Origin of the sequence: Nonomuraea bangladeshensis (genome assembly GCF_039529455.1) — a bacterium.
Classification (GTDB): Bacteria; Actinomycetota; Actinomycetes; order Streptosporangiales; family Streptosporangiaceae; genus Nonomuraea; species Nonomuraea bangladeshensis.
Map to the genome: position 1 here is coordinate 237,733 of NZ_BAAAMV010000001.1, position 20,773 is coordinate 258,505.

Sequence of the window (20,773 nt, forward strand, 5' to 3'; positions counted from 1 at the left end):
ATGTCCGCTGCGGGGCCACCCTGCATGAACTCGCCAGGAACCTTCAAGCCGAGAGCAGGCTTCAGAGCCGCGTTCAACCGCGGCAGGGGAACCCGTCAGGGGGTGAGGACCAGGCGGCCGGAGGTGGTGCCGGTGGACTGGCGGTGCCAGGCGGCGGGGGCGTCGGTCAGGGGGATGCGTTCGTGGGCGACGTGGAGGCGGCCCTCCAGTGCCAGTGACGCCACGTGGCCCATCGCCGCCGCCCGCTGCTCGCCCGTCAGCTCGTTGTTGGTGTAGCCGAGGATTCGCAGGGACCGGCCGCGCAGAGTTGAGGAGTCGAGCGGGGACGTCTCCCCCGCCGAGCCGCCCAGGTTGACCAGCCGTCCGCCGGGCCGCAGCGTGCGGGCGCCGGCCGCGGCCGGCACGCCGTACAGCGGGTCGAGGACCAGGTCCACGGGGCCGTCGCAGGCGGCGGCGAGGCGGGCGGCCAGTGCGGCCACGTCGGCGCCTGGCTCCAGCGGGACGACGGCGTCCGCGCCCGCCTTGGCGGCGCGTTCGCGGGCGGCGGCCGAGCGGGCGGCGGCGACGACCCGGCGGGCGCCGTGCACGCGGGCCAGTTGCACGGCCGCCTGACCGACCGTGCCCCCGGCCCCCAGGACGAGCACCTGCTCCCCCTCCGCCAGCTCACCGCGCCAGGTCAGCGCCTGGTACGCGGCCACGGCCGACAGCCCGAGCGCGGCCACCGCGACCGGGTCGGCCCCGGCGGGCAGCTCGACCAGGTCCGCGGCCGGCACCCGGGCCAGCTCGGCCATGCTGCCGTCGCCCGGCGCCATCCCGGCCCGCGTCGGGAACCACACGAGCCGCCCGTCATCGGTGAGCGTGCCGACGCCCTGGACGCCGGGCACGTACGGCGTCGCCGGCGTCCCGAAGTACGACGTCCCGCTCGCGCACAGCAGGTCGAGCGGGGTGATGGGCGCGGCGAGCACCCGCACCAGCGGCTCGTCAGGACCCGGTTCGGGATCGGGGCACTCGGCGACGACGGGCGGCTCGCCGCACGTCACGATCCGCGCGGCTCGCATCGCGCATCCTTTCCTTTATGTGGATATGTCTGGGTACGGGAGGCTGTACCCGGACAACCGCTGCGCATACTCCAGCTGGAACCCCAGCGGTTCCGCGTAGTCCCGCTCGAACATCGCGATGAACAGCGTCAACGTCAGGAACGGATGCGCCCCCAGCTCGAACAGCTTCGGGTAGTCGTGCGTGGCCAGCGCCTCCCGTTCGGCGTCGTCGAAGCTCAGCCAGGTCGAGCGCTCGTCGAGGTGCGAGCCGAGGATGCGGCCCGCCTCCTCGGCCTCCCACCACTCGACGGTGGCCCGCGGCTGCTCGCGGTAGCGTTCGACCAGCTCGGGATCGCGATCGACGGTGAACAGGAACTTGTCGAGCAGATACTTGCTCATGCGCGGCCGCCTCCGTCCGGATACCAGGTGAAGTACGCCTCCATGGTGTGGAACAGGTCGTAGGTGTCGGTGTAGTCGGCCTTGCGGCCCTCACCCGCGACCCCCATCATCAGCATGAAGTCCATGAACCCGTGGGTGGCGTTGCCGGGGCTCCACAAACTGTCGAGGGTGACCTCCGACAGGCAGCCCTCCAGGTCGCCCGTGGAGATCCACTCGACGGCCCTGCGGTCGAACTCGGGGTCGGGGCCGTGCGGCCCGAACTGGCGCGGCCCGCCGAGCTCCAGCGACAGGTGGCCGGTGCCGATGACGGCGACCCTGCGGTCGTCCGGCCACGACTCGATCAGCTCGCGGATGGCCTGCCCGAGCTGCACGAAGCGCTTGGGCTGCGGCAGCGGCGGGGCGAAGATGTTGGTGTAGACGGGCACGATCGGCAGGTCGTTCTGCGGGCGCAGGGTGATGATCGGGCACGTGATCGAGTGGTCGATCCGCAGCTCGTTGGAGAAGGCCAGGTCGAAGCCGAGGTCGAGGCCGCCGCGCAGGAGGTGGGCCGACAGATCCTCCTCGCCCTGGCAGGTCATCCGGGGCAGGCCGAACTCGCGTTCCTCGTTGTACCAGTTGGCGTCGTAGAAGGGGGCCTTGCCGACCAGGAACTGCGGCATGTTGTCCAGCCACAGCTGGTGGAAGTGGTCGGAGCCCACCATGACGAGCACGTCCGGGTTCGCCCTGGTCAGGGTCTCGCGGAAGGCCATGACCTTGCGCACCCACTCGTCGGCGAACGGCGGCCGGTCGGCGCCGGTCGCCGTGGACGCCCGGTAGTAGAAGGGATGGTGGGTGGACGCGATGACCGCGACGAGCTCAGCCATGCAGACCTCCGTCGGCGTACGGCTCGGGGGGGATGGACCGGTTGTTGAGGTCCACGGACAGGAAGATGTCGTTGGCCACGGGGTGGCGCAGCTCCTCGGCGAGCTGCCCGATGAGCCCGGCGGTCCGCGCCAGCAGGGCGAAGGCGCGCAGCAGCTCCAGCGGCAGGCCGAGGTCGGCGAGCGCGGCCCCGCACACCCCGGCGCCGTTCAGCGGCAGCGTCCGGCCGAGCACCTGGGGGTGGACCCGGCCGACGGCGGCGAACAGCGACAGGTGCGGACCCACCAGGCCCTCCTCGGCGGCGATGGCGAACAGCCGGGGCGTGCGCGGGTCGCCGTCCTTGTGCACGTGGTGGCCGAGGCCGGGGATGAGCGCGCGGCGTTCCCTGCGGGCGCGTACGGTCTCCAGGGCGAGCGCGTCCCACCCGGCGTCGTCCGTCGGCAGCGGCCCTTCGCAGGCGCGCAGCACCTCGGCGAGGAAGCGGCCGCAGTCCTCGGTGACGCCGAGGAAGCGCGAGCCGCCGCCGAGCAGCCCGGCCGCCAGCGCCCCCTGCACGGAGTCCGGCGCCGACAGGTACGTCAGCCGCGTCACGATCGCGGTCGGCGTGAACCCGTGGTCGGCCAGCGCGGCGAGCACCGCCTCGAACACGCGGGCCTCACCCGCCGTGGGCCGGCGCTGGGCGGCCAGCCAGAACGCCAGCTCGCCGAAGCCCACGTGGCCCATGACGTCCTCGGCGAGGTCCTGCCCGAGCAGGGTGATCGTCGTCCGTGACGACGCCCCGAGCGCCGTCGGATAGTCGCGCTCACCCTTCTGAGGGTTGACGGATGGTCGCTCGCTCACGCGCCCTTCCCTCTGAGCGTCGTCGGACGGTCGCTCGCTCACGCGCCCTCCCCTCCGAGTGGCCGGTCCGGGCCGGCCAGCCAGGCGCGCAGCTCCGCGCCGTGCTCGTCGAGCTCGGGCGGCGGCAGCGGGTAGCGGGCCGGGGTGGCGGAGAAGCGGATGGGGTGGCGGGTGGTCGGCACCGCCCGCTCGCCCTCGCCCACCTCGACGACGGGGTCCAGCCCGAACCGCTCGGCCATGGCGAAGCCGCCGTCGATGGTCTGGATCGGCCCGCTCGGCACCCCGGCCTCGACCAGCAGCTCGAACCACTCGACCGCGCCCTTGGCGGCCAGCGCCGCCACCAGGATCGGCCGCAGCTCCTCGCGGCGGGCGGTGCGGTCGGCGTTGCGGGCGAAGCGCGGGTCGTCGGCGGTCTCCGGGATGCCGAGCACCTCGCACAGCCTCCTGAACTGGCCGTCGTTCGCCGCGGCGACGATGAGGTCGTCGTCGGCGGTCGGCAGCGGCTCGTACGGGAACACGCTCGGATGCGCGTTGCCCATCCGGTACGGCACGACGCCGCCCGCCACGTACGCGGAGCTGTGGTTGACCAGCCCCGTGAGCGCCGAGGACAGCAGGTTGACCTCGACGTGCTGCCCCTCCCCCGTGGCCTCGCGGTGCCGGAGCGCGGCGAGGATGCCGATCACCGCGTGGTTGCCCGCCATGACGTCGAAGACGGAGATCCCGGCCCGGTAGGGCGGCCCGTCGGGCTCGCCGGTCAGGCTCATCAGGCCGGACATGGCCTGCACCATGAGGTCGTAGCCGGGCACCCGGGCGCCGGGGCCTGAGCCGAAGCCGCTGATGGAGGCGTAGACGACGCGGGGGTTGGCGGCGCTCACGGCGGCGTGGTCGAGGCCGTACTTCGCCAGGCCGCCCGGCCGGAAGTTCTCGATGAGGACGTCGGCACGCCGGGCCAGCTCGCGGGCCGCCGCGGCGTCGTCCGGGTCGCGCAGGTCGAGCGCGATGGAGCGCTTGCCGCGGTTGACGCCCAGATAGTAGGTCGAGGTCTCGCCCCGCACCGGCGGCGTCCAGCTCCGGGTGTCGTCGCCCTGGGGTCCCTCGACCTTGACGACGTCGGCGCCCAGGTCGGCCAGCAGCATCGTGGCGTAGGGCCCGGCCAGGACGCGGGAGAAGTCGGCGACCAGCACGCCCTTGAGCGGTCCGCCCCCGTCGTCCACCATCAGTCTCCCTCCGTTGTGCGGACACTTGTCCGTAAGCCGGATTCTGGCACATGCGGGCCGACGCGGCATAGGCCTTGACAGCCGAACGGCCGCTCGTAGAGTTACGGCGAACAGCATGACCGTGTAGCGGACAACCGTTCGGAAGAGCTAGGAGCCCAGGATGAGCGAGCGGAACGAAGCCGGGGCCGGACGGCCCGTACTGCTGCGCGGCGGCACCGTGCTGCCCATGGAGGGCGCCCGCACGGTGCTGGAGGACACCGACGTCCTGGTGACCGGCGACCGGATCGCCGAGGTCGGCCCCGGCCTGAGGGCGCCGGACGACGCCCTGGTCATCGACGCCACCGGCGGCATCGTGCTGCCCGGCATGATCGACACCCACCGGCACATGTGGCAGACCGCGCTGCGCGGCTACGGCGCCGACTGGACGCTCACCCAGTACTTCGTCTGGTTCTACCTGGAGCACGGCAAGCTGTTCCGGCCGCAGGACGTGCACGCGGGCAACGTGCTGGCCGCGATCGAGGCGCTGGACGCCGGCGTCACCACCGTCGTCGACTGGTCGCACGGGCTGCGCACGGTGGAGCACGCCGACGCCGCCGTGGACGCGCTGCGGTCGGTGCCGGGCCGTTACGTGCTCGCCTACGGCAACATCCAGCAGCCGCCCGCCGAGTGGACCGCCGCGCCCGAGTTCCGCGACTTCGTCCGCCGCCGGATCACCGGCGACGACCTGCTGGGCTTCCAGCTCGCCTTCGACGTGCTGGGCGACCCGGCCTTCCCGGAAAAGGCCGCCTTCGAGGTGGCCCGCGAGCTCGGCGTCCCGGTCAGCACCCACGCCGGCGTGTGGGGCGCGACCAGCGACGACGGCATCAAGCTCATGCACGAGCACGGCTTCATGACCCCCGAGACGATCTACGTGCACGCCGCCTCGCTGTCGGCCGACTCCTACCACCGGATCGCGGCCACCGGCGGCTCGGTGTCGGTCTCGACGGAGAGCGAGCAGAGCGCGGGCCAGGGCTACCCGCCCACGTGGGCGCTGCGCGCGCACGGCATCCCGGTCTCGCTGTCCATGGACACCAGCGTGTGGTGGAGCGGCGACCTGTTCTCCGCCATGCGCGCCACGCTCGGCGCCGACCGCTCGCGCGAGCACCTGGAGGCGCACGCCAAGGGCGAGACGGTCACGCACGCGGGCCTGCGCGCCGACCAGGTCGTGGAGTGGGCCACCAGGGGCGGCGCCCGCGCGCTCGGCCGCGACGACCTCGGCGTGGTGGCCCCCGGCAAGAAGGCCGACCTCGTGCTCGTCAAGAACGACCGCTCGCCGGTGTCGTTCCCGGTGCTCAACCCGTTCGGGCACGTGGCGTTCCAGGCGCAGCGCGGCGACGTGCACACCGTCCTGGTGAACGGGCGGGTGGTCAAGCACGAGCACGAGCTGGTCGGCGTGGACCTCGCCGCCGCCCGCCGCCAGGTCGAGGACACCGTCGCCTACCTGCGGGCCGAGATGGGCGAGGAGGCGTGGCGGCAGGGCATGAACCCGGACATCCCGGAGACGAAGATCCTCGACAACCCGTACACGTACACGGACTACCGCAGCGACGCCACCCACCGCCTCTGACCGGAGCCTTCAGTCGTCGGGGTGGTGCAGCGGCAGCAGCACGCGGAACGTCGTCCCCCCGCCCGGCGCGCCGCCGGCCTCGATCCGGCCGTGGTGGGCGCTCACCAGCGCGGCGGCGATGGCGAGGCCGAGGCCGGTGCCGCCGTGGTGCCGCGCGCGGCTGGGGTCGGCGCGGTAGAACCGGTCGAAGACGTACGGCAGGTGCTCGGGGTCGATGCCCGGGCCCTCGTCGCGCACCTCCACCAGCGCGGCCTCGACGTCCGGCGCGGGGCCGTCGCCCGAGCGCGCCACGCCCGGCGGCGGCGGCCCGGCCGCGCTCCACTGCTCGACCCCCGCCACCCCCGGCGGCGGCCCGGCCGCGCTCCACCTCTCGACCCCCGCCACCCCCGGCGGCGGCCCGGTCGCGGCCCGGCGCTCGACCCGCACCAGGACCGGCGTGCCGGCGGCGGTGTGGGTCATGGCGTTGCCGACGAGGTTCGCGATGACCTGGTGCAGCCGGTGCTCGTCGCCGAGCACGAACACCGGCTCGTCGGAGACGGCCAGCCGGATCGGCCGGTCGCGCTCGCGCGCCTGCGCCGCGTGCACCACGTCACCGGCCAGCACGCGCAGGTCCACGGCGGCCGGCTCCAGCGCGGGCTCGCGGTCCAGGCGGGCCAGCAGCAGCATGTCCTCGACCAGCACGCCCATCCGCTCGGCCTCGCCCTCGATGCGGCGCAGCAGCCGCTCGACGGCCGGGTCGCGCGGGGCCTGGCCGTGCTGGTAGAGCTCGGCGAAGCCGCGGATCGAGGTGAGCGGCGTGCGCAGCTCGTGGGAGGCGTCGGCGACGAAGCGGCGCAGCCGCCCTTCCGAAGTCTCGCGCTCGCGCAGGGCGCTGGCCAGGCGTTCGAGCATGGTGTTGAGCGCGCGGCCGAGCCGGCCGGTCTCGGTGCGCGGGTCGGTGTCGCCGACCCGGCGGTCGATCTCCCCAGCGGCGATGGCCTCGGCGGTCCGCTCCATCCTGGTCAGCGGGCGCAGCCCGAGCCGTACGACGGCCAGCGCGACCGCGCCGAGCAGGGCCAGCACCAGCACGCCCGCGACCAGCTCGATGACGAGGAACTGCCGCACCGTGGCCAGGTTCGGCTCCAGCGACATGGCCACCGTCACCCGGCCGCCGTCCGGCAGGGCCCTGACCAGCACCCGCCAGTCGCCGGTCCCGTCCCGGCCCGCGACGGTGACCGCGCCCGCCGGCGGCCGTTCGACCAGCCCGGCGGGAACGTCCGGCCGGTCGGCGACCCCGCCGGGCAGCTCGCGGAGCAGCAGCCCCGAGGGGGCGTAGAAGGCGATCCTGAACTGGGTGGGCAGCTCCACGTCGCCGGGGCGGGCGGACGGCGGCACGGGCGGCGGCATCGGCGGCGGGCGGAAGGCGAAGGACCGTACGGTCTCGGCGAGCTGCGCGTCCACCCGCGACAGCAGCGACCGGTCGAGCAGCAGCACCCCGGCCGCCGCGAACACCGCCAGTCCGGCCGCGCACAACCCCAGCAGCGCGGCCAGCAGCCGGTGCCGCAGCGGCCAGGCGCCCCGCGTGTCCGCCGCTCTCACGAGGTCCCCTCCCTCGGCCCCTGGAGGCGGTAGCCGACGCCGCGCAGCGTGTGGATGAGCGGCGGGCCGTCCCGGTCGATCTTGCGGCGCAGGTAGCTGATGTAGGACTCGACGATGCGGCTGTCGCCGTCGAAGGAGTACTCCCACACCCGGTCGAGGATCTGCGCCTTGCTCACCACCCGCTCGGCGTTGATCATCAGGTAGCGGAGCAGGCTGAACTCGGTGGGCGAGAGATGGATCTGCCGCCCGGCCCGCCGCACGAGATGGGCCTCCTCGTCGAGCTCCAGGTCGGCGTAGCGGAGCACGCCGTCGCCTGCCTGCTCCTCCGGCGGGCGGGCGCGGCGCAGGATGGCCCGGATGCGCAGCACCACCTCCTCCAGGCTGAACGGCTTGGTGACGTAGTCGTCGCCGCCTGCGGTCAGCCCGGCGATGCGGTCGGGCACGGCGTCCTTGGCGGTCAGGAACAGCACGAGCGGCCCGTCCGCCGCCGCGCGCAGCCGCCTGGCCACGGCGAAACCGTCCAGGTCGGGCAGCATCACGTCGAGCACGAGCAGGTCGGGCCGCTCGCGCGCCACCGCCTCCAGCGCCTGCCGGCCGCAGGCGGCGGTCCTGACGGCGAAGCCGTTCAGCTCCAGCGCCTCGGACAGCAGGTCACGGATGTTCGGCTCGTCGTCGACGACCAGCACCTTCGCGGCGGGGGCGGCTCGGCTCATGCCCCAGTTGTACTCAGCTCACCTGAGACGATTCTGAGGGCGGCGCCGTCGTACGGCGGACGATCAGGGTCGGCGTGACGGAGAAGCGCACCGACGACGTACGGCCCTCGATGCGTTCGAGCAGCAGCCGCCCCGCGGTGCGGCCCATCACGACGCCGTCCTGGTCGACGGTGGTGAGCGCGATGTGCGCGAGCCCGGACGAGCGGGTGTTGTCGTAGCCGGCGAGCGAGACGTCGGCGGGGACGGCCAGGCCCGCCTCGTGCAGCGCGGCGAGCGCGCCGAAGGCCGCGAGGTCGGCGCCGGCGAAGACGGCGGTGGGCCGCGGGTCGCGGGCCAGCAGCTCCCGCATGCCCCGGTAGCCGCCGTCCTCGGTGTAGGAGGTCGTGGCGACGGCGATCTCGGCGGCCAGGCCGTGCTCGGTCATGACCCGCCGGTAGGTGCGCTCCCTGATGACGTGCAGCGTCGTGGCCGGCCGGCCGCGGCCGGCGTCCTGCTGGGCGATGTGCGCGACCCGGCGGTGGCCGAGCCTGATCAGGTGCTCGACGACGAGCTCGGTGCCCGCCTCGTCGTCGTCGTTCACCGAGTCGTAGACGGTCGAGCGCTCGTGCGGGCCGAGCACGACGGTGGGCGTGCCCGCGGCCACCTCCTCCAGGCGTGACTTGGAGCTGAGCGGCGCGACCATGAGCATGCCGTCCACCTGCCGGTCGACCAGGGCGTCCACGGCGCGGCGCTCGGAGGCGTCGTCCCGGCCGCCCTGGATGATGATCGCCTGGTAGTCGGTGCCGCCGAGCTGCTCCGTGAGCCCGTCGAGGATCTCGGCGAAGAACGGGTTGCTGATGTGCGGCAGCAGCACGCCGATGGTGAACGTGCGCCCGCGCATCGCCCGCGCCGCGTTGTGCGGCCGGTAGCCGAGCTCGTCGATGGCGGCCTGGACGCGAAGGCGGGTGGCGGGGCTGACGCCGTAGGCGTTGCGCAGCACCTTCGACACCGAGGTGGTGGAGACCTGGGCGTGGTCGGCGACGTCGGCGATCGTCACCCGGCGTCCGCGGCCACCGGTTTCTGCCATGCGAGCTCCTCCGCTCCGGTCATGGGGAACGTTACCCATTTCCTGGTCCTGATGTGCAGATCCACCGGCTTCTCGCAGGATCACGATTGGGGATCGTTCCCCAAATTCGCCCTTGACGGTGTCGGCGGATGACGCCTACGTTAACTCGCATCGGGGGTTGTTAAAACGATTCAACGGACCCGGAGGGGCATTGTGAAGACCTCTCACCGCACCATGGGAGCGGCGCTGACCGTTCTCACGATCGCGGCCCTGACCTCCTGCGGCTCGGGCTCGGGCTCGGACGCCGGCTCGTCCGGCGGCGGCACGGTGACACTGAAGTTCCTCGTCGACAACAGCCAGGCCACCGTGAGCACCGCCAAGGCGCTCACGGACGCCTTCATGCAGGCCAACCCCACGATCAAGATAGAGACGGAGATCCGCCCCGGAGGCAGCGAGGGCGACAACATCGTCAAGACCCGGCTCTCCACGGGCGACATGTCGGATGTGTTCTGGTACAACTCCGGTTCGCTCCTCCAGGCGCTCAACCCCGGCCAGACCCTGGTCGACCTGACCGGCGACCCGGCGCTCGCCAACGTGCAGAAGGACTTCCTGCCCGTCGTGAGCCAGGACGGCAAGGCGTACGGCGTGCCCGCCGGCACCGCCATGGGCGGCGGCATCCTCTACAACCGCAAGGTCTACGAGAAGCTCGGCCTGGAGGTGCCCAAGACCTGGGCCGACTTCATGGCCAACAACGACAAGATCAAGGCCGCCGGGATCGCGCCGGTGATCTCCACGTTCAAGGACACCTGGACCTCGCAGCTCTTCGTGCTCGGCGACTACTACAACGTGCAGGCCGCCGCGCCGGGCTTCGCGCAGGACTACACGGCCAACAAGGCCAAGTTCGCCACCACGCCGGCCGCCCGAGCGGGCTTCGACCACCTGGCCGAGGTGCACGCCAAGGGCCTCCTCCAGGAGGGCTTCGGCTCGGCCACCGCCGACCAGGGCATGAAGCTGCTGGTGGAGGGCAAGGGCGCGCACTACCCCATGCTGAGCGCGCAGGTCCCGCCGCTGGTGGCCACGACCCCGGCCGCCGCCACCGACATCGGCTTCTTCGGCATCCCCGGCGCCGACGCCGCCAAGAACGGCGCCACGCTCTGGGAGCCGGCCGGCGTCTACATCCCGAAGACCACCGAGAAGCTGGACGCGGCCAAGAAGTTCCTGGCCTACGTGGCCTCGCCGGCCGCCGCCGAGGCCATGAACAAGGCCGTCCAGCCGGCCGGGCCGTACCGGGTCGAGGGCGCCAAGCTGCCCGACGACGCCATCCAGGTGGCCAAGGACCTCCAGACGTACGTGGACGAGGGCCGCACCGCGCCCGCGCTGGAGTTCGTGTCCCCGGTGAAGGGCCCGTCGCTGGAGCAGATCACCGTCGCCGTCGGCTCCGGGCTGACCCCGCCGGAGGAGGGCGCCGCCCAGTACGACAAGGACGTCGAGAAGCAGGCCAAGCAGTTGGGGCTCGCGGGGTGGTGACGGGACAGGCCGCCAGGCGCAGGTCGGCGTATCCGTACGCGCTGTACCTGCCGGCCGCCGTCGTGTTCCTGGTGATCTTCCTGGTGCCGACGGTGATGGCGTTCTACTTCGCGCTGACCCGCTGGACCCTGTTCGACAGCGAGTTCGTCGGCCTGGACAACTTCCGCGACTTCCTCGCCGAGCAGAACCTGCGCGTCGGCTTCCAGAACACCCTCGTCTACGCGGTGCTCACCAGCGGGCTGAAGGTGGTGCTCGGGCTGCTGCTCGGCGTGCTGCTCACCTCGAAGCTGCGGCTGCGCGGCTTCCTGCGCTCGGTGGTGTTCTTCCCGACGCTGGTGTCCACGGTCGCGGTCGGCATCACCTTCAGCATGCTGCTCAAGCCGCAGACCGGCCTGGTGAACCAGGCGCTGGCGCTGGTCGGGATCGACGGCCGCGACTGGCTCGGCGACGCGGGCACGGCGCTGCTGTCGGTGGCGCTGGTGGACGTGTGGAAGGGCGTGGGCCTGGCGACCGTCATCTACATCGCCGGCATCATGTCGATCCCGACCGAGTTCTACCAGGCCGTCGCCGTGGACGGCGGCAGCGCCTGGCACCGCTTCCGGCACATCACGCTGCCGCTGAGTTGGCCGGCGACCTACTCGGTGATCATCCTGTCGTTCATCGGGGGGCTGCGCTCGTTCGACCTGATCTGGACGATGACCCGCGGCGGGCCCGGCTTCACCAGCGACACCATCGCCTCGATCATCTACAAGCAGTACCAGGCCGGCTTCTTCGGCCTGTCCACGGCAGGGAACGTGCTGCTGTTCCTCATCGTCACGGCCATCGCCGTGCCGCTGAACTACTACCTCGGCAAGAGGCAGGTGGCGATGTGAGAAAGGGCATCCGCTCGCTCGGCGTGGAGGCGGTCGTGCTGGTCGCGGCCACCGTGATCTTCCTGGTCCCCTTCGCGCTCATGCTGCTGACCGCGGTCAAGGACCAGACGCAGGCCGTCGACCTCGACTTCGCCTGGCCGACGAGCTGGCCGGTCGTGGAGAATTTCATGGCGGTCGTCGAGGCCCGCGACTACGTGCTGCTGCGCGCCTACGTCAACAGCACCATCATCACCGTCGCCTCGGTCACCCTGCTGGTGATCTTCGCGGCGATGGCCGCGTTCGTGCTGCAACGCCGGCCGGGCAAGGTCGCGAAGGCGGCCGACTTCCTGGTGCTGTCCGGGCTGATCATCCCGCCCGCGGTGGTGCCGACCATCTGGCTGCTGCAGGCGCTCGGGCTGTTCAAGACGCTGCCCGGGATGATCCTGGCCGAGGTGGCCTTCCACCTGTCGTTCGCCATGCTGCTGTTCCGGGCGTTCGTCGCGGCGATCCCGCGCGAGCTGGACGAGGCCGCCCAGATCGACGGCTGCACCGGCTTCCGGCTGTTCTTCCGGGTGATCTTCCCGCTGCTGCGGCCGGTGACGATCACCGTGATCCTGGTCAGCTCGGTCAACATCTTCAACGACTTCGTCAACCCGCTCTACCTGCTGCCCGGCGACGACAACGCCACCGTGCAGGTCACCCTCTACAACTTCCAGAGCCAGTACAACACGCAATGGAACCTGCTGTTCATGGACATCGTGCTGATCACGATTCCGCCGCTGCTGCTGTTCGTCTTCTTCAACCGCAAGATCGTCGCCGGCATGACGGCCGGCGCCATCAAGGGATGACATGACCTCTCTGCACGTTTCCGCACCATCCTTCGAACACCACCGTGACCCGCTCGGCGTCGGCGAGCCCGAGCCCCGCCTGTCCTGGACCGTCACCACGGACCTCCGGGACTGGGTCCAGGGAGCGTACGAGATCGAGCTCGGCGACGGCTTCACCACCGGCCGCGTCGAGTCCGCGGAGTCGGTGCTGGTGCCCTGGCCGGGCCCGGCGCTCGGCTCGCGGGAGCGGCGTGGCGCGCGGGTGCGCGTGCACGGCGCGGACGGCTCGGCCAGCGAGTGGAGCGACTGGTCGTACGTGGAGACCGGGCTGCTGGAGCCGGCCGACTGGCGGGCCTCGGCCGCCGCGCCGCCCCTGGAGCTCCTGGGCCCGCCCGACGGCCCCGCGCTGCTGCTGCGCCGCGAGTTCACCCTGCGCGGCCCGGTCGAGCGGGCCCGTCTGTACGTCACCGCGCACGGCCTGTACGAGGCCGAGCTGAACGGCCAGGTGATCGGCGACGACGTGCTCGCCCCCGGCTGGAGCAGCTACGGCCACCGCCTGCGCTACCGCACCCACGACGTCACCGCCCTGCTCCAGGAGGGCCCCAACGCCATCGGCGCCACCCTCGCCGACGGCTGGTACCGGGGCCGCGTCGGCTTCCGCGAGGGCAGGACCGGCCTCTACGGCGACCGCACCGCCCTCATCGCCCAACTGGAGATCACCTACGCGGACGGCGGCACCGAGACCGTGGTCACCGACGGCTCCTGGCGCTGCGCGCCCGGTCCGGTCACCGCCGCGAGCCTGTACGACGGCGAGCACCACGACGCCCGCCTGGAGCCGGTCGGCTGGTCGCGGCCCGGCTTCGACGACGCGGCCTGGCTGCCCGCCGACGCGCTCCCCCACGACGCCGCGCTGCTGGTGGCCCCCACGGGCCCGCCCGTGCGCCGCACCGAGACGCTGGCCCCGGCCGAGGTCCTGACCGGCCCGTCCGGCGAGACCATCCTCGACTTCGGGCAGAACATCGCCGGCCGGCTGCGCATCCGCGTCCAGGGCCCGGCCGGGCACACCGTGACCCTGCGCCACGCCGAGGTGCTGGAGGACGGCGCGCTCGCGCTGCGCCCGCTGCGCAACGCCGCCGCCCTCGACCGCTACACGCTGCGCGGCGACGCGGACGGCGAGGAGTGGGAGCCGCGCTTCACCACCCACGGCTTCCGCTACGCGCAGCTCGACGGGTGGCCGGGCGACCTGGACCCGGGTGACGTGGTGGCCGTCGTCTGCCACACCGACCTGCGGCCCATCGGCGACTTCGACAGCTCGGACCCGCTGCTCGACCGGCTGCACGCCAACGTGCGCTGGAGCATGCGCGGCAACTACGTCGACCTGCCCACCGACTGCCCGCAGCGGGACGAGCGGCTCGGCTGGACCGGTGACCTCCAGGTCTTCGCCCCGGCCGCCGCCTTCCTCTACGACTGCGCGGGGGCGTTGTCCTCCTGGCTCGCCGACCTCGCCGCCGAGCAGGCCGAGTACGGCACCGTGCCGCCGTACGTGCCGTGGGTGCCGCTGATGTTCCCGCCCGAGCCCACCGCCGCCTGGGGCGACGCGGCCGTGCTCGTGCCGTGGACGCTGTACGAGCGCACCGGCGACCTCGGCGTGCTGCGCACCCAGTACGCGAGCATGACGGCCTGGGTGGACCAGGTGACCGGGCTGGCCGGCGAGGACCACCTGTGGGACGAGGGCTTCCAGTTCGGCGACTGGCTCGACCCGGCCGCGCCGCCGGACGACCCCGGACGGGCGCGCACGGACCACGCGCTGGTGGCCACGGCGTACCACGCCTGGTCGGCGCGGGTGGTCGCGGACACGGCCGCGCTGCTCGGCCACGACGGCGACGCCGCCCGCTACGGGAAGCTGGCCGAGGAGGTGCGGGCGGCCTTCCGCCGCGAGTTCGTCACCCCGTCGGGCCGGCTCGCCTGCGACACCCAGACCGCCTACGCCCTCGCCCTTCACCTGGACCTGCTCGACGGGGCCGGGCAGCGGGAGCGGGCCGGGCGGCGGCTGGCCGAGCTGGTCGCCGCCGACGGGCACCGGATCGGCACCGGGTTCGTCGGGACGCCGCTGATCTGCGACGCGCTGGCCTCGGCGGGCGCGTACGCCGGCCTGTACGGGCTGCTCCTCCAGCGCGAGTGCCCGTCGTGGCTGTACCCGGTGACGATGGGGGCGACCACGATCTGGGAGCGGTGGGACAGCCTGCTGCCCGACGGCTCGGTCAACCCGGGCGAGATGACCTCCTTCAACCACTACGCGCTGGGGGCGGTCGCCGACTTCCTGCACCGCACCGTGGCCGGTCTCGCCCCGGGCGCGCCCGGTTACCGGGAGCTGCTGGTGCGGCCCCAGCCGGGCGGCGGGCTGTCGCGGGCGCGGGCCACGCTCGACACGCCGTACGGGCGGGCCGAGGCCGGCTGGTCCCGCGCGGACGGGCGCCTGGAACTGCGCGTGGTCGTCCCCCCGAACACGACCGCCACCGTCCACCTCCCGGAGGACCCGGAGGACGCCGGGGAGAGCGGCGGGGAGGGCGGGCCGATCGTCGTCGGCTCCGGCGAGCACGTCTTCTCCTGCGCCTTCCGCGACCCCGCCGACGACCCGGCCCCGCCCGCGCCTCCCGCCCGCCTGCCGTAAAAACCCCGTCACTCTCCGCCCCGCCCATCATGGAAATCTCATGAAGGCCGCCTAGAGTGCGTGGCTGTGTTAACGCAAGAGGTGGCGGGCGGGGCCACCACGCGGTCCCGGCCCCGCCGGCGGTGGGTGGGGCGGATCGCCGTGGCGGTGTCCGTGCTGTTCGCGGCGGGGACGGCCGTGCGGCTCGGCGGCCTGGAGACCGGGGCGCTGCTGGTGCCGCTGGTCTCGTTCACGCCGTACTTCGCGCTCGCCGCGCTGCTGACGCTGGGGCTCGCGGTGGCCCTGCGGAGCAGGGCGGCGATCGCCGTCATGCTGGCCGTGTGCGTCTGCCTGGCCTGGTGCGTCGTGCCGCGCGCCGTCGCGTCCGCCGCGCCGGCGGAGGGGCGGCCGCTCCGGCTGCTGACGGCCAACCTCAACGGCGGCCGCGGCGACGCGGAGACGATCGTCGGCCTGGTCCGCGACCATGACGTGGACGTCCTGAGCCTCCAGGAGCTCACCTTCGCCGAGCAGGAGCGGCTGCGGGCGGCCGGGCTGGAGAGCCTGCTGCCCTACCAGGTGGCCAAGCCGGCGACCTGGGGGCCGGTGGGCAGCGGCCTTTACGCCCGCTACCCGCTGCGCGAGCGCACCGGGCTGTTCCGGCCGGTCGGGCACCACATGCCGGTGGCCGAGGTGGCGCTGCCCGGCGGCCAGGCGGTCGAGGTGGTCGTCGTGCACCCGGTCGCGCCGGTGCCCTCGACCGTGCCCGAGTGGCACGCCGGGGTGGCCACGCTGCCGCCCGCGCCGGCCACCGGGCCGCCGCGCATCCTGGCCGGCGACTTCAACGCGACGCTGGACCACGCCGTGTTCCGGAGCCTGCTGGACACCGGCTACACCGACGCCGCGGCGGCGACCGGCCAGGGGCTCGTGCCGACCTGGCCGATGCGCCGGTTCCCACCGCTCGTGGCCATCGACCACGTGCTCACCGACGGCCGCGCGGGGGCGGTCGCCGTACGGATCCACGATCTTCCCGGCTCCGACCACCGTGCGCTCTTCGCGGACCTGCGGGTGCGCGGATGAGCCGCCCGCCGGCGCCCGAGCAGATCCGGGATCCCCGCACGGGCTCTGCCGTGCGATGCTCACAACGACGAATCATCAGAAACGGGTGGATCCAGGTGGCTTCGGACAGCGGGAAGACGATGTGGAGGCGGCCGGCAGGAGCGATCGCCGCGGTGGCGCTGGCGATGATCGTGGCCGGATGCGGCCCCGGCGACGGCGGCCCGGACCCGGACGCCGGGCAGCCCAAGCCGCAGGCGACCGCGCCCGCGCAGCCGTCCGTGGAGGCGAAGCCTCCCGCCGTGGACCCGGGCTGGCCGCGCTGGGGCTTCACCCACACCGGCACCAGCGCCAACAACATCAACCCGCGCTTCGAGCAGACCGTCGCCGGCTCGCTCTCACAGACCCCCATGCTGCAGAACCAGCACATCATGGGCTTCGGCGCGCTCAACCCGCAGCCGCGCCGCCAGGAGTTCTTCTGGGAGGACCTGGACAGCCGCACGGGCTTCATGAAGGCGTCCGGCGGCACCCAGGTCATCACCCTCTGTTGCGCCCCCGACTGGATGAAGGGCGGCCCCGAGGGCCCGACCTCCGGGGAGGGCTGGGCCGAGCACCTGGAGGACGCCCCCTACCCCGAGCACTTCGACGACTTCGCCAGGCTGGCCGCCACGGTCGCCGAGCGCTACCGCGACGTCGAGTACTTCATGGTCTGGAACGAGTTCAAGGGCTTCTGGAAGGACCACCGCAGGCCCGCCGACTACAAGGGCTACACGCAGCTGTACAACAAGGTGTACGACGCGGTGAAGGCGGTCCGTCCCGACGCCAAGGTCGGCGGCCCGTACCTCGGCTTCGACAGCAACAGGAGCGGCCGCTCGGAGCTGCGCGGCGACTGGGGCGTGGTCAACCAGAACGTGCTCGACGCGTTCAACTACTGGAACGAGCACAAGAAGGGCGCCGACTTCATCGTCGTGGACGGCGCCTCCCCGACCGACGCCCACGAGCTGCTGCCCGACGAGTTCGGCGCGCTGAGCAAGTTCAGCGCGATCACCACCTGGTTGCGCGAGAAGACCGGCGACATGCCGATCTGGTGGTCGGAGTGGTACTTCCAGCCCGAGAACGGCACCAAATGGCCGGAGGGCAAGCGCCTGGCCGTGCAGGCCGCCTCGATGATGGAGTTCGCGCGCAGCGGCGCCGCCACCGCGCTCTACTGGAACCCGCAGACCAAGGACACCGCCTGCAACGGCTGCCTGTGGGACCCGCGCACCGGCGCGCCGTCCGCCACGCAGCGGCTCATCGAGAACTTCGTGAAGTGGTTCCCCGCCGGGGCGAAGCTGGACGACGTCTCCTCCTCCGACCCGAAGGTCAGGGTGCTGGCCCAGCCGGAGCAGCTGGTGCTGGTCAACACCACGGACGGGGCCGCCACTGCGGAGGTGGACGGCAAGGAGTACGAGCTGAAGCCGTACGAGGTCAGGTGGAGCTCCCGCTGACCCTCGGCGTTCCCGGCGGCGGCGCGACCGAGGCGCGGCGGATCAGGCGCGAGCGCAGCGTGTGCATCTCGCGGGCCGGCTCGGCCCCGCCGAGGATGTCGAGCAGCACCTCGGCCGCCTTGGCGCCGAGCTGGTGGACGGGCTGCGCGATCATGGTGAGCGGCGGCTCCATGACCGCGGCCCACGCGTTGTCGTCGAAGCCGACGAGCGAGACGTCGTCGGGGTAGGAGAGCCCGGCGGCGCGCAGGGCGCGCAGCGAGCCGGTCATGCCGTCGGTCTCGGTGCAGAAGACGGCGGTGACCCGGTCGGGCAGCGCGAGCATGCGCCCGACCTCGCGCACCACCCGCTCCTCCGTCTTCGGCCCGACCATGACCAGCTCGGGGTCGAAGGGGATGTGCGCGTCGTCGAGCGCGTCGAGGTAGCCGCGCAGCCGCTCGCCGTCGGTCCACAGGTTGCGGGAGGCCGCCGCCAGCAGCTCGCGCCGGGTCGCGGGCGGCTCGCTCACCCGCGGCCCCCACACGAACCCGATCCGCCGGTGCCCCGCCGCGATCAGCATCTCGACGGCCTCGCGGGCGGCGTCGCGGTTGTCGATGACGACGGCGTCGAGGTCGAGCGCCGTCACCGCGCGGTCGACCAGGACGACCGGGATGCCGCGGTCGAGCGCGGCCTTGAGGTGGGCGACCTGGCCGCGCTGGAGGGCGGCCGAGGCCACGATGAAGCCGTCCACGCGCTTGTCGATGAGCACGTTGGCGGCCGCGACCTCCTCCTGGAGGTTCTCGTACGTGCTGAGCACGATCACGTCGAACCCGCGGGCCCGCGAGGTGTCGGAGACACCCCGCAGCAGCCCGGCGAAGAACGGGTTGCCGATGTCGGCGACGATCACCCCGAGCGTGTGGCTCACGCCGGTGGACATGCTGCGGGCCAGGGCGTTGGCGCGGTAGCCGAGCTTCTCGGCCGCGGCCAGCACCCGGGCCCGCAGCTCGGGGCTGACGTAGCCGTAGCCGCCGAGCGTGCGGGCCGCCGTGGCGCGGCCCACCCCGGCCTCGGCCGCCACCTCGGAGATCGTCGGCCCCGCCTGGCCCCGCTCAGTCGCCATGGTTGTCGTCCCTCGTTCCTGATCAGCCCGTCACATGCTAGCCACGGGGCTCGGCCGGCCGTGGCCGAAGGCGCCCTCGACGAAGCACTGGTCGTAGGCGGCCAGCGCGCCGTCCTCCAGCGCCCGCTCGATCAGGCCGGGCGCGGGCCGCGCGCCCCTGGTCCAGCCGCCGCGCAGCAGCGACACCGCGAACCCGGCGAGGAAGGCGTCGCCGCACCCCATCGTGTCCACGAGGGCGCCGTCGTCCACCAGCCGGGCCGGGCCGGAGACGGTCACCCGCCCGTCGGCGGCCATCGCGCCGTCCACCCCGCGGGTGCCGAGCGCGAGCCCGGCCCCCCTGCGCACCGCCTCGGCCAGCAGTTCCTCCGTGGCCGCCGGGCTGAGGTGGGAGCAGGACAGCAGCACGAGGTCGGCGTGCGGGCAGACCCGGTCGAGGTAGGCGGGGTCGCGGTATTCCTCCTCGCTGGACAGGTCGAAGCTGACCAGCGGGCCGCCGAGCGCGGCCAGCTTGGGCAGCTCGGGCTCGCTGCGGCTGTAGACGCTCGAATGCACGAGGTCGAAGCCGGCGACGTAGCCGAGCAGGGCGTCGTCGAGCGCGAGAGGCTCGCGCACGGTGACGCCGCCGCCGTTCCAGCCGAGGAAGATCCGCTCCCCGTCGTCCACCCGCAGGTGGGACACGCCGCTCTCGCCCCGCCGGACGACGCAGCGGCCGGCGTCCACCCCCTCGGCGGCGATGGCGCCGCCGAGGAAGGTCCCGAGGTCGTCGTCGCCGAAGACGCCCAGGTAGGCGGAGTCGGCGCCGAGACGCCGGGCGTACACGGCGACGTTGACGCTGTTGCCGCCCGGGTAGTCGACCCCCCGGTCGACGAATCGGTCGACGATGTTGTCGCCGAAGCCCAGCACTCTCATGGTCGCCTCAGTAGTCCATGACGCGGTAGTAGCGGCGCAGGTCGAGGGAGTGGTCGCGGACGCGCTCCAGGTGCTTGCTGACCCGGCTCATGACGGTGTCGAGCACGAGCGGCGCGAGCAGGCCGCGGAACTCGGGGCTGATGCCGGTCAGCGGGTAGTCGCGGGTGTCGAAGACCGTGACGTCCTTGGAGACGCGGCGGGCGAACGCCTCGGCGCGGTCGGTGAGCGGCCTGGTCTCGTCCTCGCCCTGGAAGATGATCACGCTGGTGTCCTCTTCCAGCAGCTCCAGCGAGCCGTGGAAGAACTCGGCGCTGTGCACGCGGGTGGTGCGCAGCCACTGCATCTCCTCGAGGATGCACATCGAGTAGAGGTACGTGAAGCCCCACAGGTTCCCGCCGCCGATGAGGAAGTGGTAGTCGGCGTCCTTGTGGTCCTCGGCGAAGGCGGAGGCCACGGGCTCGGCCTGCCGGGCGACCTCGACGAGGATCTCGGGGATGCCGGCCAGCTCCGTGGCGAAGCGCTCGTAGCCGTCGAACTCGCCCCGGCGGGCCAGCAGGCGGGTCATGAAGAGCAGTAGCTGGAAGTCGAACGGCCAGGTCTTCGGCTGCGAGACCAGGGCGATGTCCGCCTTCGTCGCCACCGGCGAGTCGGGGTGGCCGGTGAAGGAGATCGTGTACGCCCCCTTGGACCGGCAGTAGTCGATGGCCCGGACGCTGTCGTCGGTCGTGCCGGAGACCGAGGTGAACACGGCGACCGTGCGCTCGCCGAGCCGCGCGTCGCCGGAGACGATCAGCTCGGCGGCGATGACGGCCCGCACGTCGAGCGTGGAGGAGCGGCGGGCCAGGTGCTCGTAGGGCCACATCTGCGCGTACGTGCCGCCCGCGCCGACGAGGAGCAGGGTGTCGAAGCCCTGGTCCACGAGCCGGTCCACCAGCTCCTCGATCTGGGGCCGGAGGGCCACGGCGCTCGCCGACTGGGCGAGGAATTCCGGCTCGTTGAATCCGAGCATGAGGGTGTCCTTTCGCGACTCTGATACCGGTATCAGGCGGGGCCACGTTGGCACAGCGTTCCGCGCCG

At 72.8% G+C, this 20,773-nt stretch carries 18 protein-coding genes; 7 read left to right on the top strand and 11 right to left on the bottom strand.

Annotated features, from left to right (window positions below; all coding sequences use genetic code 11):
* Positions 1–95: 95 nt before the first annotated feature.
* The 5 genes from ABD292_RS01000 to ABD292_RS01020 are packed head-to-tail and all read right to left on the bottom strand — an operon-like array spanning position 96 to position 4,354.
* Positions 96–1,058: a quinone oxidoreductase family protein gene (locus tag ABD292_RS01000; protein WP_344204471.1), complete on the bottom strand. Its 963-nt coding sequence runs from the start codon at positions 1,056–1,058 to the stop codon at positions 96–98.
* A 15-nt stretch (positions 1,059–1,073) separates the two neighbouring features.
* On the bottom strand, positions 1,074–1,436 hold the full coding sequence (locus tag ABD292_RS01005) for a hypothetical protein (protein ID WP_344204474.1): 363 nt from the start codon (positions 1,434–1,436) through the stop codon (positions 1,074–1,076).
* The gene (locus ABD292_RS01010) at positions 1,433–2,299 is read right to left on the bottom strand and encodes a DODA-type extradiol aromatic ring-opening family dioxygenase (protein ID WP_344204477.1); all 867 of its coding nucleotides are present in this window, start codon (positions 2,297–2,299) and stop codon (positions 1,433–1,435) included. Before ABD292_RS01010 ends, ABD292_RS01005 begins: the two co-directional genes overlap by 4 nt.
* Positions 2,292–3,137, bottom strand: a complete 846-nt coding sequence (locus ABD292_RS01015; protein WP_344204479.1) for a citryl-CoA lyase — start codon at positions 3,135–3,137, stop codon at positions 2,292–2,294. Before ABD292_RS01015 ends, ABD292_RS01010 begins: the two co-directional genes overlap by 8 nt.
* Before the next feature lie 38 nt (positions 3,138–3,175).
* Positions 3,176–4,354 carry a CaiB/BaiF CoA transferase family protein gene (locus ABD292_RS01020; protein ID WP_344204481.1) on the bottom strand — a complete coding sequence of 393 codons (1,179 nt, stop codon included), beginning with the start codon at positions 4,352–4,354 and terminating at the stop codon, positions 3,176–3,178.
* Between the two features lie 160 nt (positions 4,355–4,514).
* On the opposite strand from ABD292_RS01020, the gene ABD292_RS01025 reads away from it, so the two are divergent.
* Positions 4,515–5,960, top strand: a complete 1,446-nt coding sequence (locus ABD292_RS01025; RefSeq protein ID WP_344204483.1) for an amidohydrolase family protein — start codon at positions 4,515–4,517, stop codon at positions 5,958–5,960.
* A gap of 9 nt (positions 5,961–5,969) precedes the next feature.
* Here ABD292_RS01025 and ABD292_RS01030 read toward each other — a convergent pair whose 3' ends face one another.
* Genes ABD292_RS01030 through ABD292_RS01040 form a run of 3 tightly spaced genes read right to left on the bottom strand, consistent with a single transcriptional unit; the run spans position 5,970 to position 9,317 of the window.
* Complete coding sequence (locus ABD292_RS01030) at positions 5,970–7,538, bottom strand: sensor histidine kinase (protein ID WP_344204486.1); 1,569 nt, start codon at positions 7,536–7,538, stop codon at positions 5,970–5,972.
* Complete coding sequence (locus ABD292_RS01035) at positions 7,535–8,251, bottom strand: response regulator transcription factor (protein WP_344204489.1); 717 nt, start codon at positions 8,249–8,251, stop codon at positions 7,535–7,537. The genes ABD292_RS01030 and ABD292_RS01035 overlap by 4 nt, the downstream gene beginning before the upstream one ends.
* Positions 8,252–8,264: 13 nt before the next feature.
* Positions 8,265–9,317 (bottom strand): LacI family DNA-binding transcriptional regulator, encoded by a 1,053-nt coding sequence (locus ABD292_RS01040; protein ID WP_344204491.1) that lies wholly within the window; start codon positions 9,315–9,317, stop codon positions 8,265–8,267.
* Positions 9,318–9,509: 192 nt separating this feature from the next.
* Between ABD292_RS01040 and ABD292_RS01045 the strand changes: the two genes are divergently transcribed.
* The 6 genes from ABD292_RS01045 (at position 9,510) to ABD292_RS01070 (ending at position 17,691) form a co-directional block, all read left to right on the top strand.
* The gene (locus ABD292_RS01045; RefSeq protein WP_344204494.1) at positions 9,510–10,823 is read left to right on the top strand and encodes an ABC transporter substrate-binding protein; all 1,314 of its coding nucleotides are present in this window, start codon (positions 9,510–9,512) and stop codon (positions 10,821–10,823) included.
* Positions 10,817–11,695, top strand: a complete 879-nt coding sequence (locus ABD292_RS01050) for a carbohydrate ABC transporter permease (protein ID WP_344204496.1) — start codon at positions 10,817–10,819, stop codon at positions 11,693–11,695. Before ABD292_RS01045 ends, ABD292_RS01050 begins: the two co-directional genes overlap by 7 nt.
* The gene (locus ABD292_RS01055; protein ID WP_344204499.1) at positions 11,692–12,522 is read left to right on the top strand and encodes a carbohydrate ABC transporter permease; all 831 of its coding nucleotides are present in this window, start codon (positions 11,692–11,694) and stop codon (positions 12,520–12,522) included. The genes ABD292_RS01050 and ABD292_RS01055 overlap by 4 nt, the downstream gene beginning before the upstream one ends.
* A gap of 1 nt (position 12,523) precedes the next feature.
* Positions 12,524–15,172 (top strand): family 78 glycoside hydrolase catalytic domain, encoded by a 2,649-nt coding sequence (locus ABD292_RS01060; RefSeq protein ID WP_344204501.1) that lies wholly within the window; start codon positions 12,524–12,526, stop codon positions 15,170–15,172.
* A 66-nt stretch (positions 15,173–15,238) separates the two neighbouring features.
* Positions 15,239–16,228 (top strand): endonuclease/exonuclease/phosphatase family protein, encoded by a 990-nt coding sequence (locus tag ABD292_RS01065; RefSeq protein WP_344204503.1) that lies wholly within the window; start codon positions 15,239–15,241, stop codon positions 16,226–16,228.
* Between the two features lie 95 nt (positions 16,229–16,323).
* Positions 16,324–17,691, top strand: a complete 1,368-nt coding sequence (locus tag ABD292_RS01070) for a xylan 1,4-beta-xylosidase (RefSeq protein ID WP_344204506.1) — start codon at positions 16,324–16,326, stop codon at positions 17,689–17,691.
* On the opposite strand, the gene ABD292_RS01075 is transcribed toward ABD292_RS01070, so the two are convergent.
* Genes ABD292_RS01075 through ABD292_RS01085 form a run of 3 tightly spaced genes read right to left on the bottom strand, consistent with a single transcriptional unit; the run spans position 17,672 to position 20,705 of the window.
* Positions 17,672–18,787 (bottom strand): LacI family DNA-binding transcriptional regulator, encoded by a 1,116-nt coding sequence (locus ABD292_RS01075; RefSeq protein WP_344204508.1) that lies wholly within the window; start codon positions 18,785–18,787, stop codon positions 17,672–17,674. The genes ABD292_RS01070 and ABD292_RS01075 overlap by 20 nt on opposite strands.
* A 30-nt stretch (positions 18,788–18,817) precedes the next feature.
* Positions 18,818–19,696: a PfkB family carbohydrate kinase gene (locus ABD292_RS01080; protein ID WP_344204511.1), complete on the bottom strand. Its 879-nt coding sequence runs from the start codon at positions 19,694–19,696 to the stop codon at positions 18,818–18,820.
* A 7-nt stretch (positions 19,697–19,703) separates the two neighbouring features.
* A complete protein-coding gene (locus ABD292_RS01085) occupies positions 19,704–20,705 on the bottom strand; it encodes an SIS domain-containing protein (RefSeq protein ID WP_344204513.1) in 1,002 nt (333 codons plus the stop codon).
* Positions 20,706–20,773 lie beyond the last annotated feature (68 nt).

Excerpts from the sequence above, each read along its gene's own strand:
- ABD292_RS01000 (WP_344204471.1), bottom strand. The coding sequence starts at position 1,058 with ATGCGAGCCGCGCGGATCGTGACGTGCGGCGAGCCGCCCGTCGTCGCC.
- ABD292_RS01005 (WP_344204474.1), bottom strand. The coding sequence starts at position 1,436 with ATGAGCAAGTATCTGCTCGACAAGTTCCTGTTCACCGTCGATCGCGAT.
- ABD292_RS01010 (WP_344204477.1), bottom strand. The coding sequence starts at position 2,299 with ATGGCTGAGCTCGTCGCGGTCATCGCGTCCACCCACCATCCCTTCTAC.
- ABD292_RS01020 (WP_344204481.1), bottom strand. The coding sequence starts at position 4,354 with ATGGTGGACGACGGGGGCGGACCGCTCAAGGGCGTGCTGGTCGCCGAC.
- ABD292_RS01025 (WP_344204483.1), top strand. The coding sequence starts at position 4,515 with ATGAGCGAGCGGAACGAAGCCGGGGCCGGACGGCCCGTACTGCTGCGC.
- ABD292_RS01035 (WP_344204489.1), bottom strand. The coding sequence starts at position 8,251 with ATGAGCCGAGCCGCCCCCGCCGCGAAGGTGCTGGTCGTCGACGACGAG.
- ABD292_RS01040 (WP_344204491.1), bottom strand. The coding sequence starts at position 9,317 with ATGGCAGAAACCGGTGGCCGCGGACGCCGGGTGACGATCGCCGACGTC.
- ABD292_RS01060 (WP_344204501.1), top strand. The coding sequence starts at position 12,524 with ATGACCTCTCTGCACGTTTCCGCACCATCCTTCGAACACCACCGTGAC.
- ABD292_RS01075 (WP_344204508.1), bottom strand. The coding sequence starts at position 18,787 with ATGGCGACTGAGCGGGGCCAGGCGGGGCCGACGATCTCCGAGGTGGCG.
- ABD292_RS01080 (WP_344204511.1), bottom strand. The coding sequence starts at position 19,696 with ATGAGAGTGCTGGGCTTCGGCGACAACATCGTCGACCGATTCGTCGAC.
- ABD292_RS01085 (WP_344204513.1), bottom strand. The coding sequence starts at position 20,705 with ATGCTCGGATTCAACGAGCCGGAATTCCTCGCCCAGTCGGCGAGCGCC.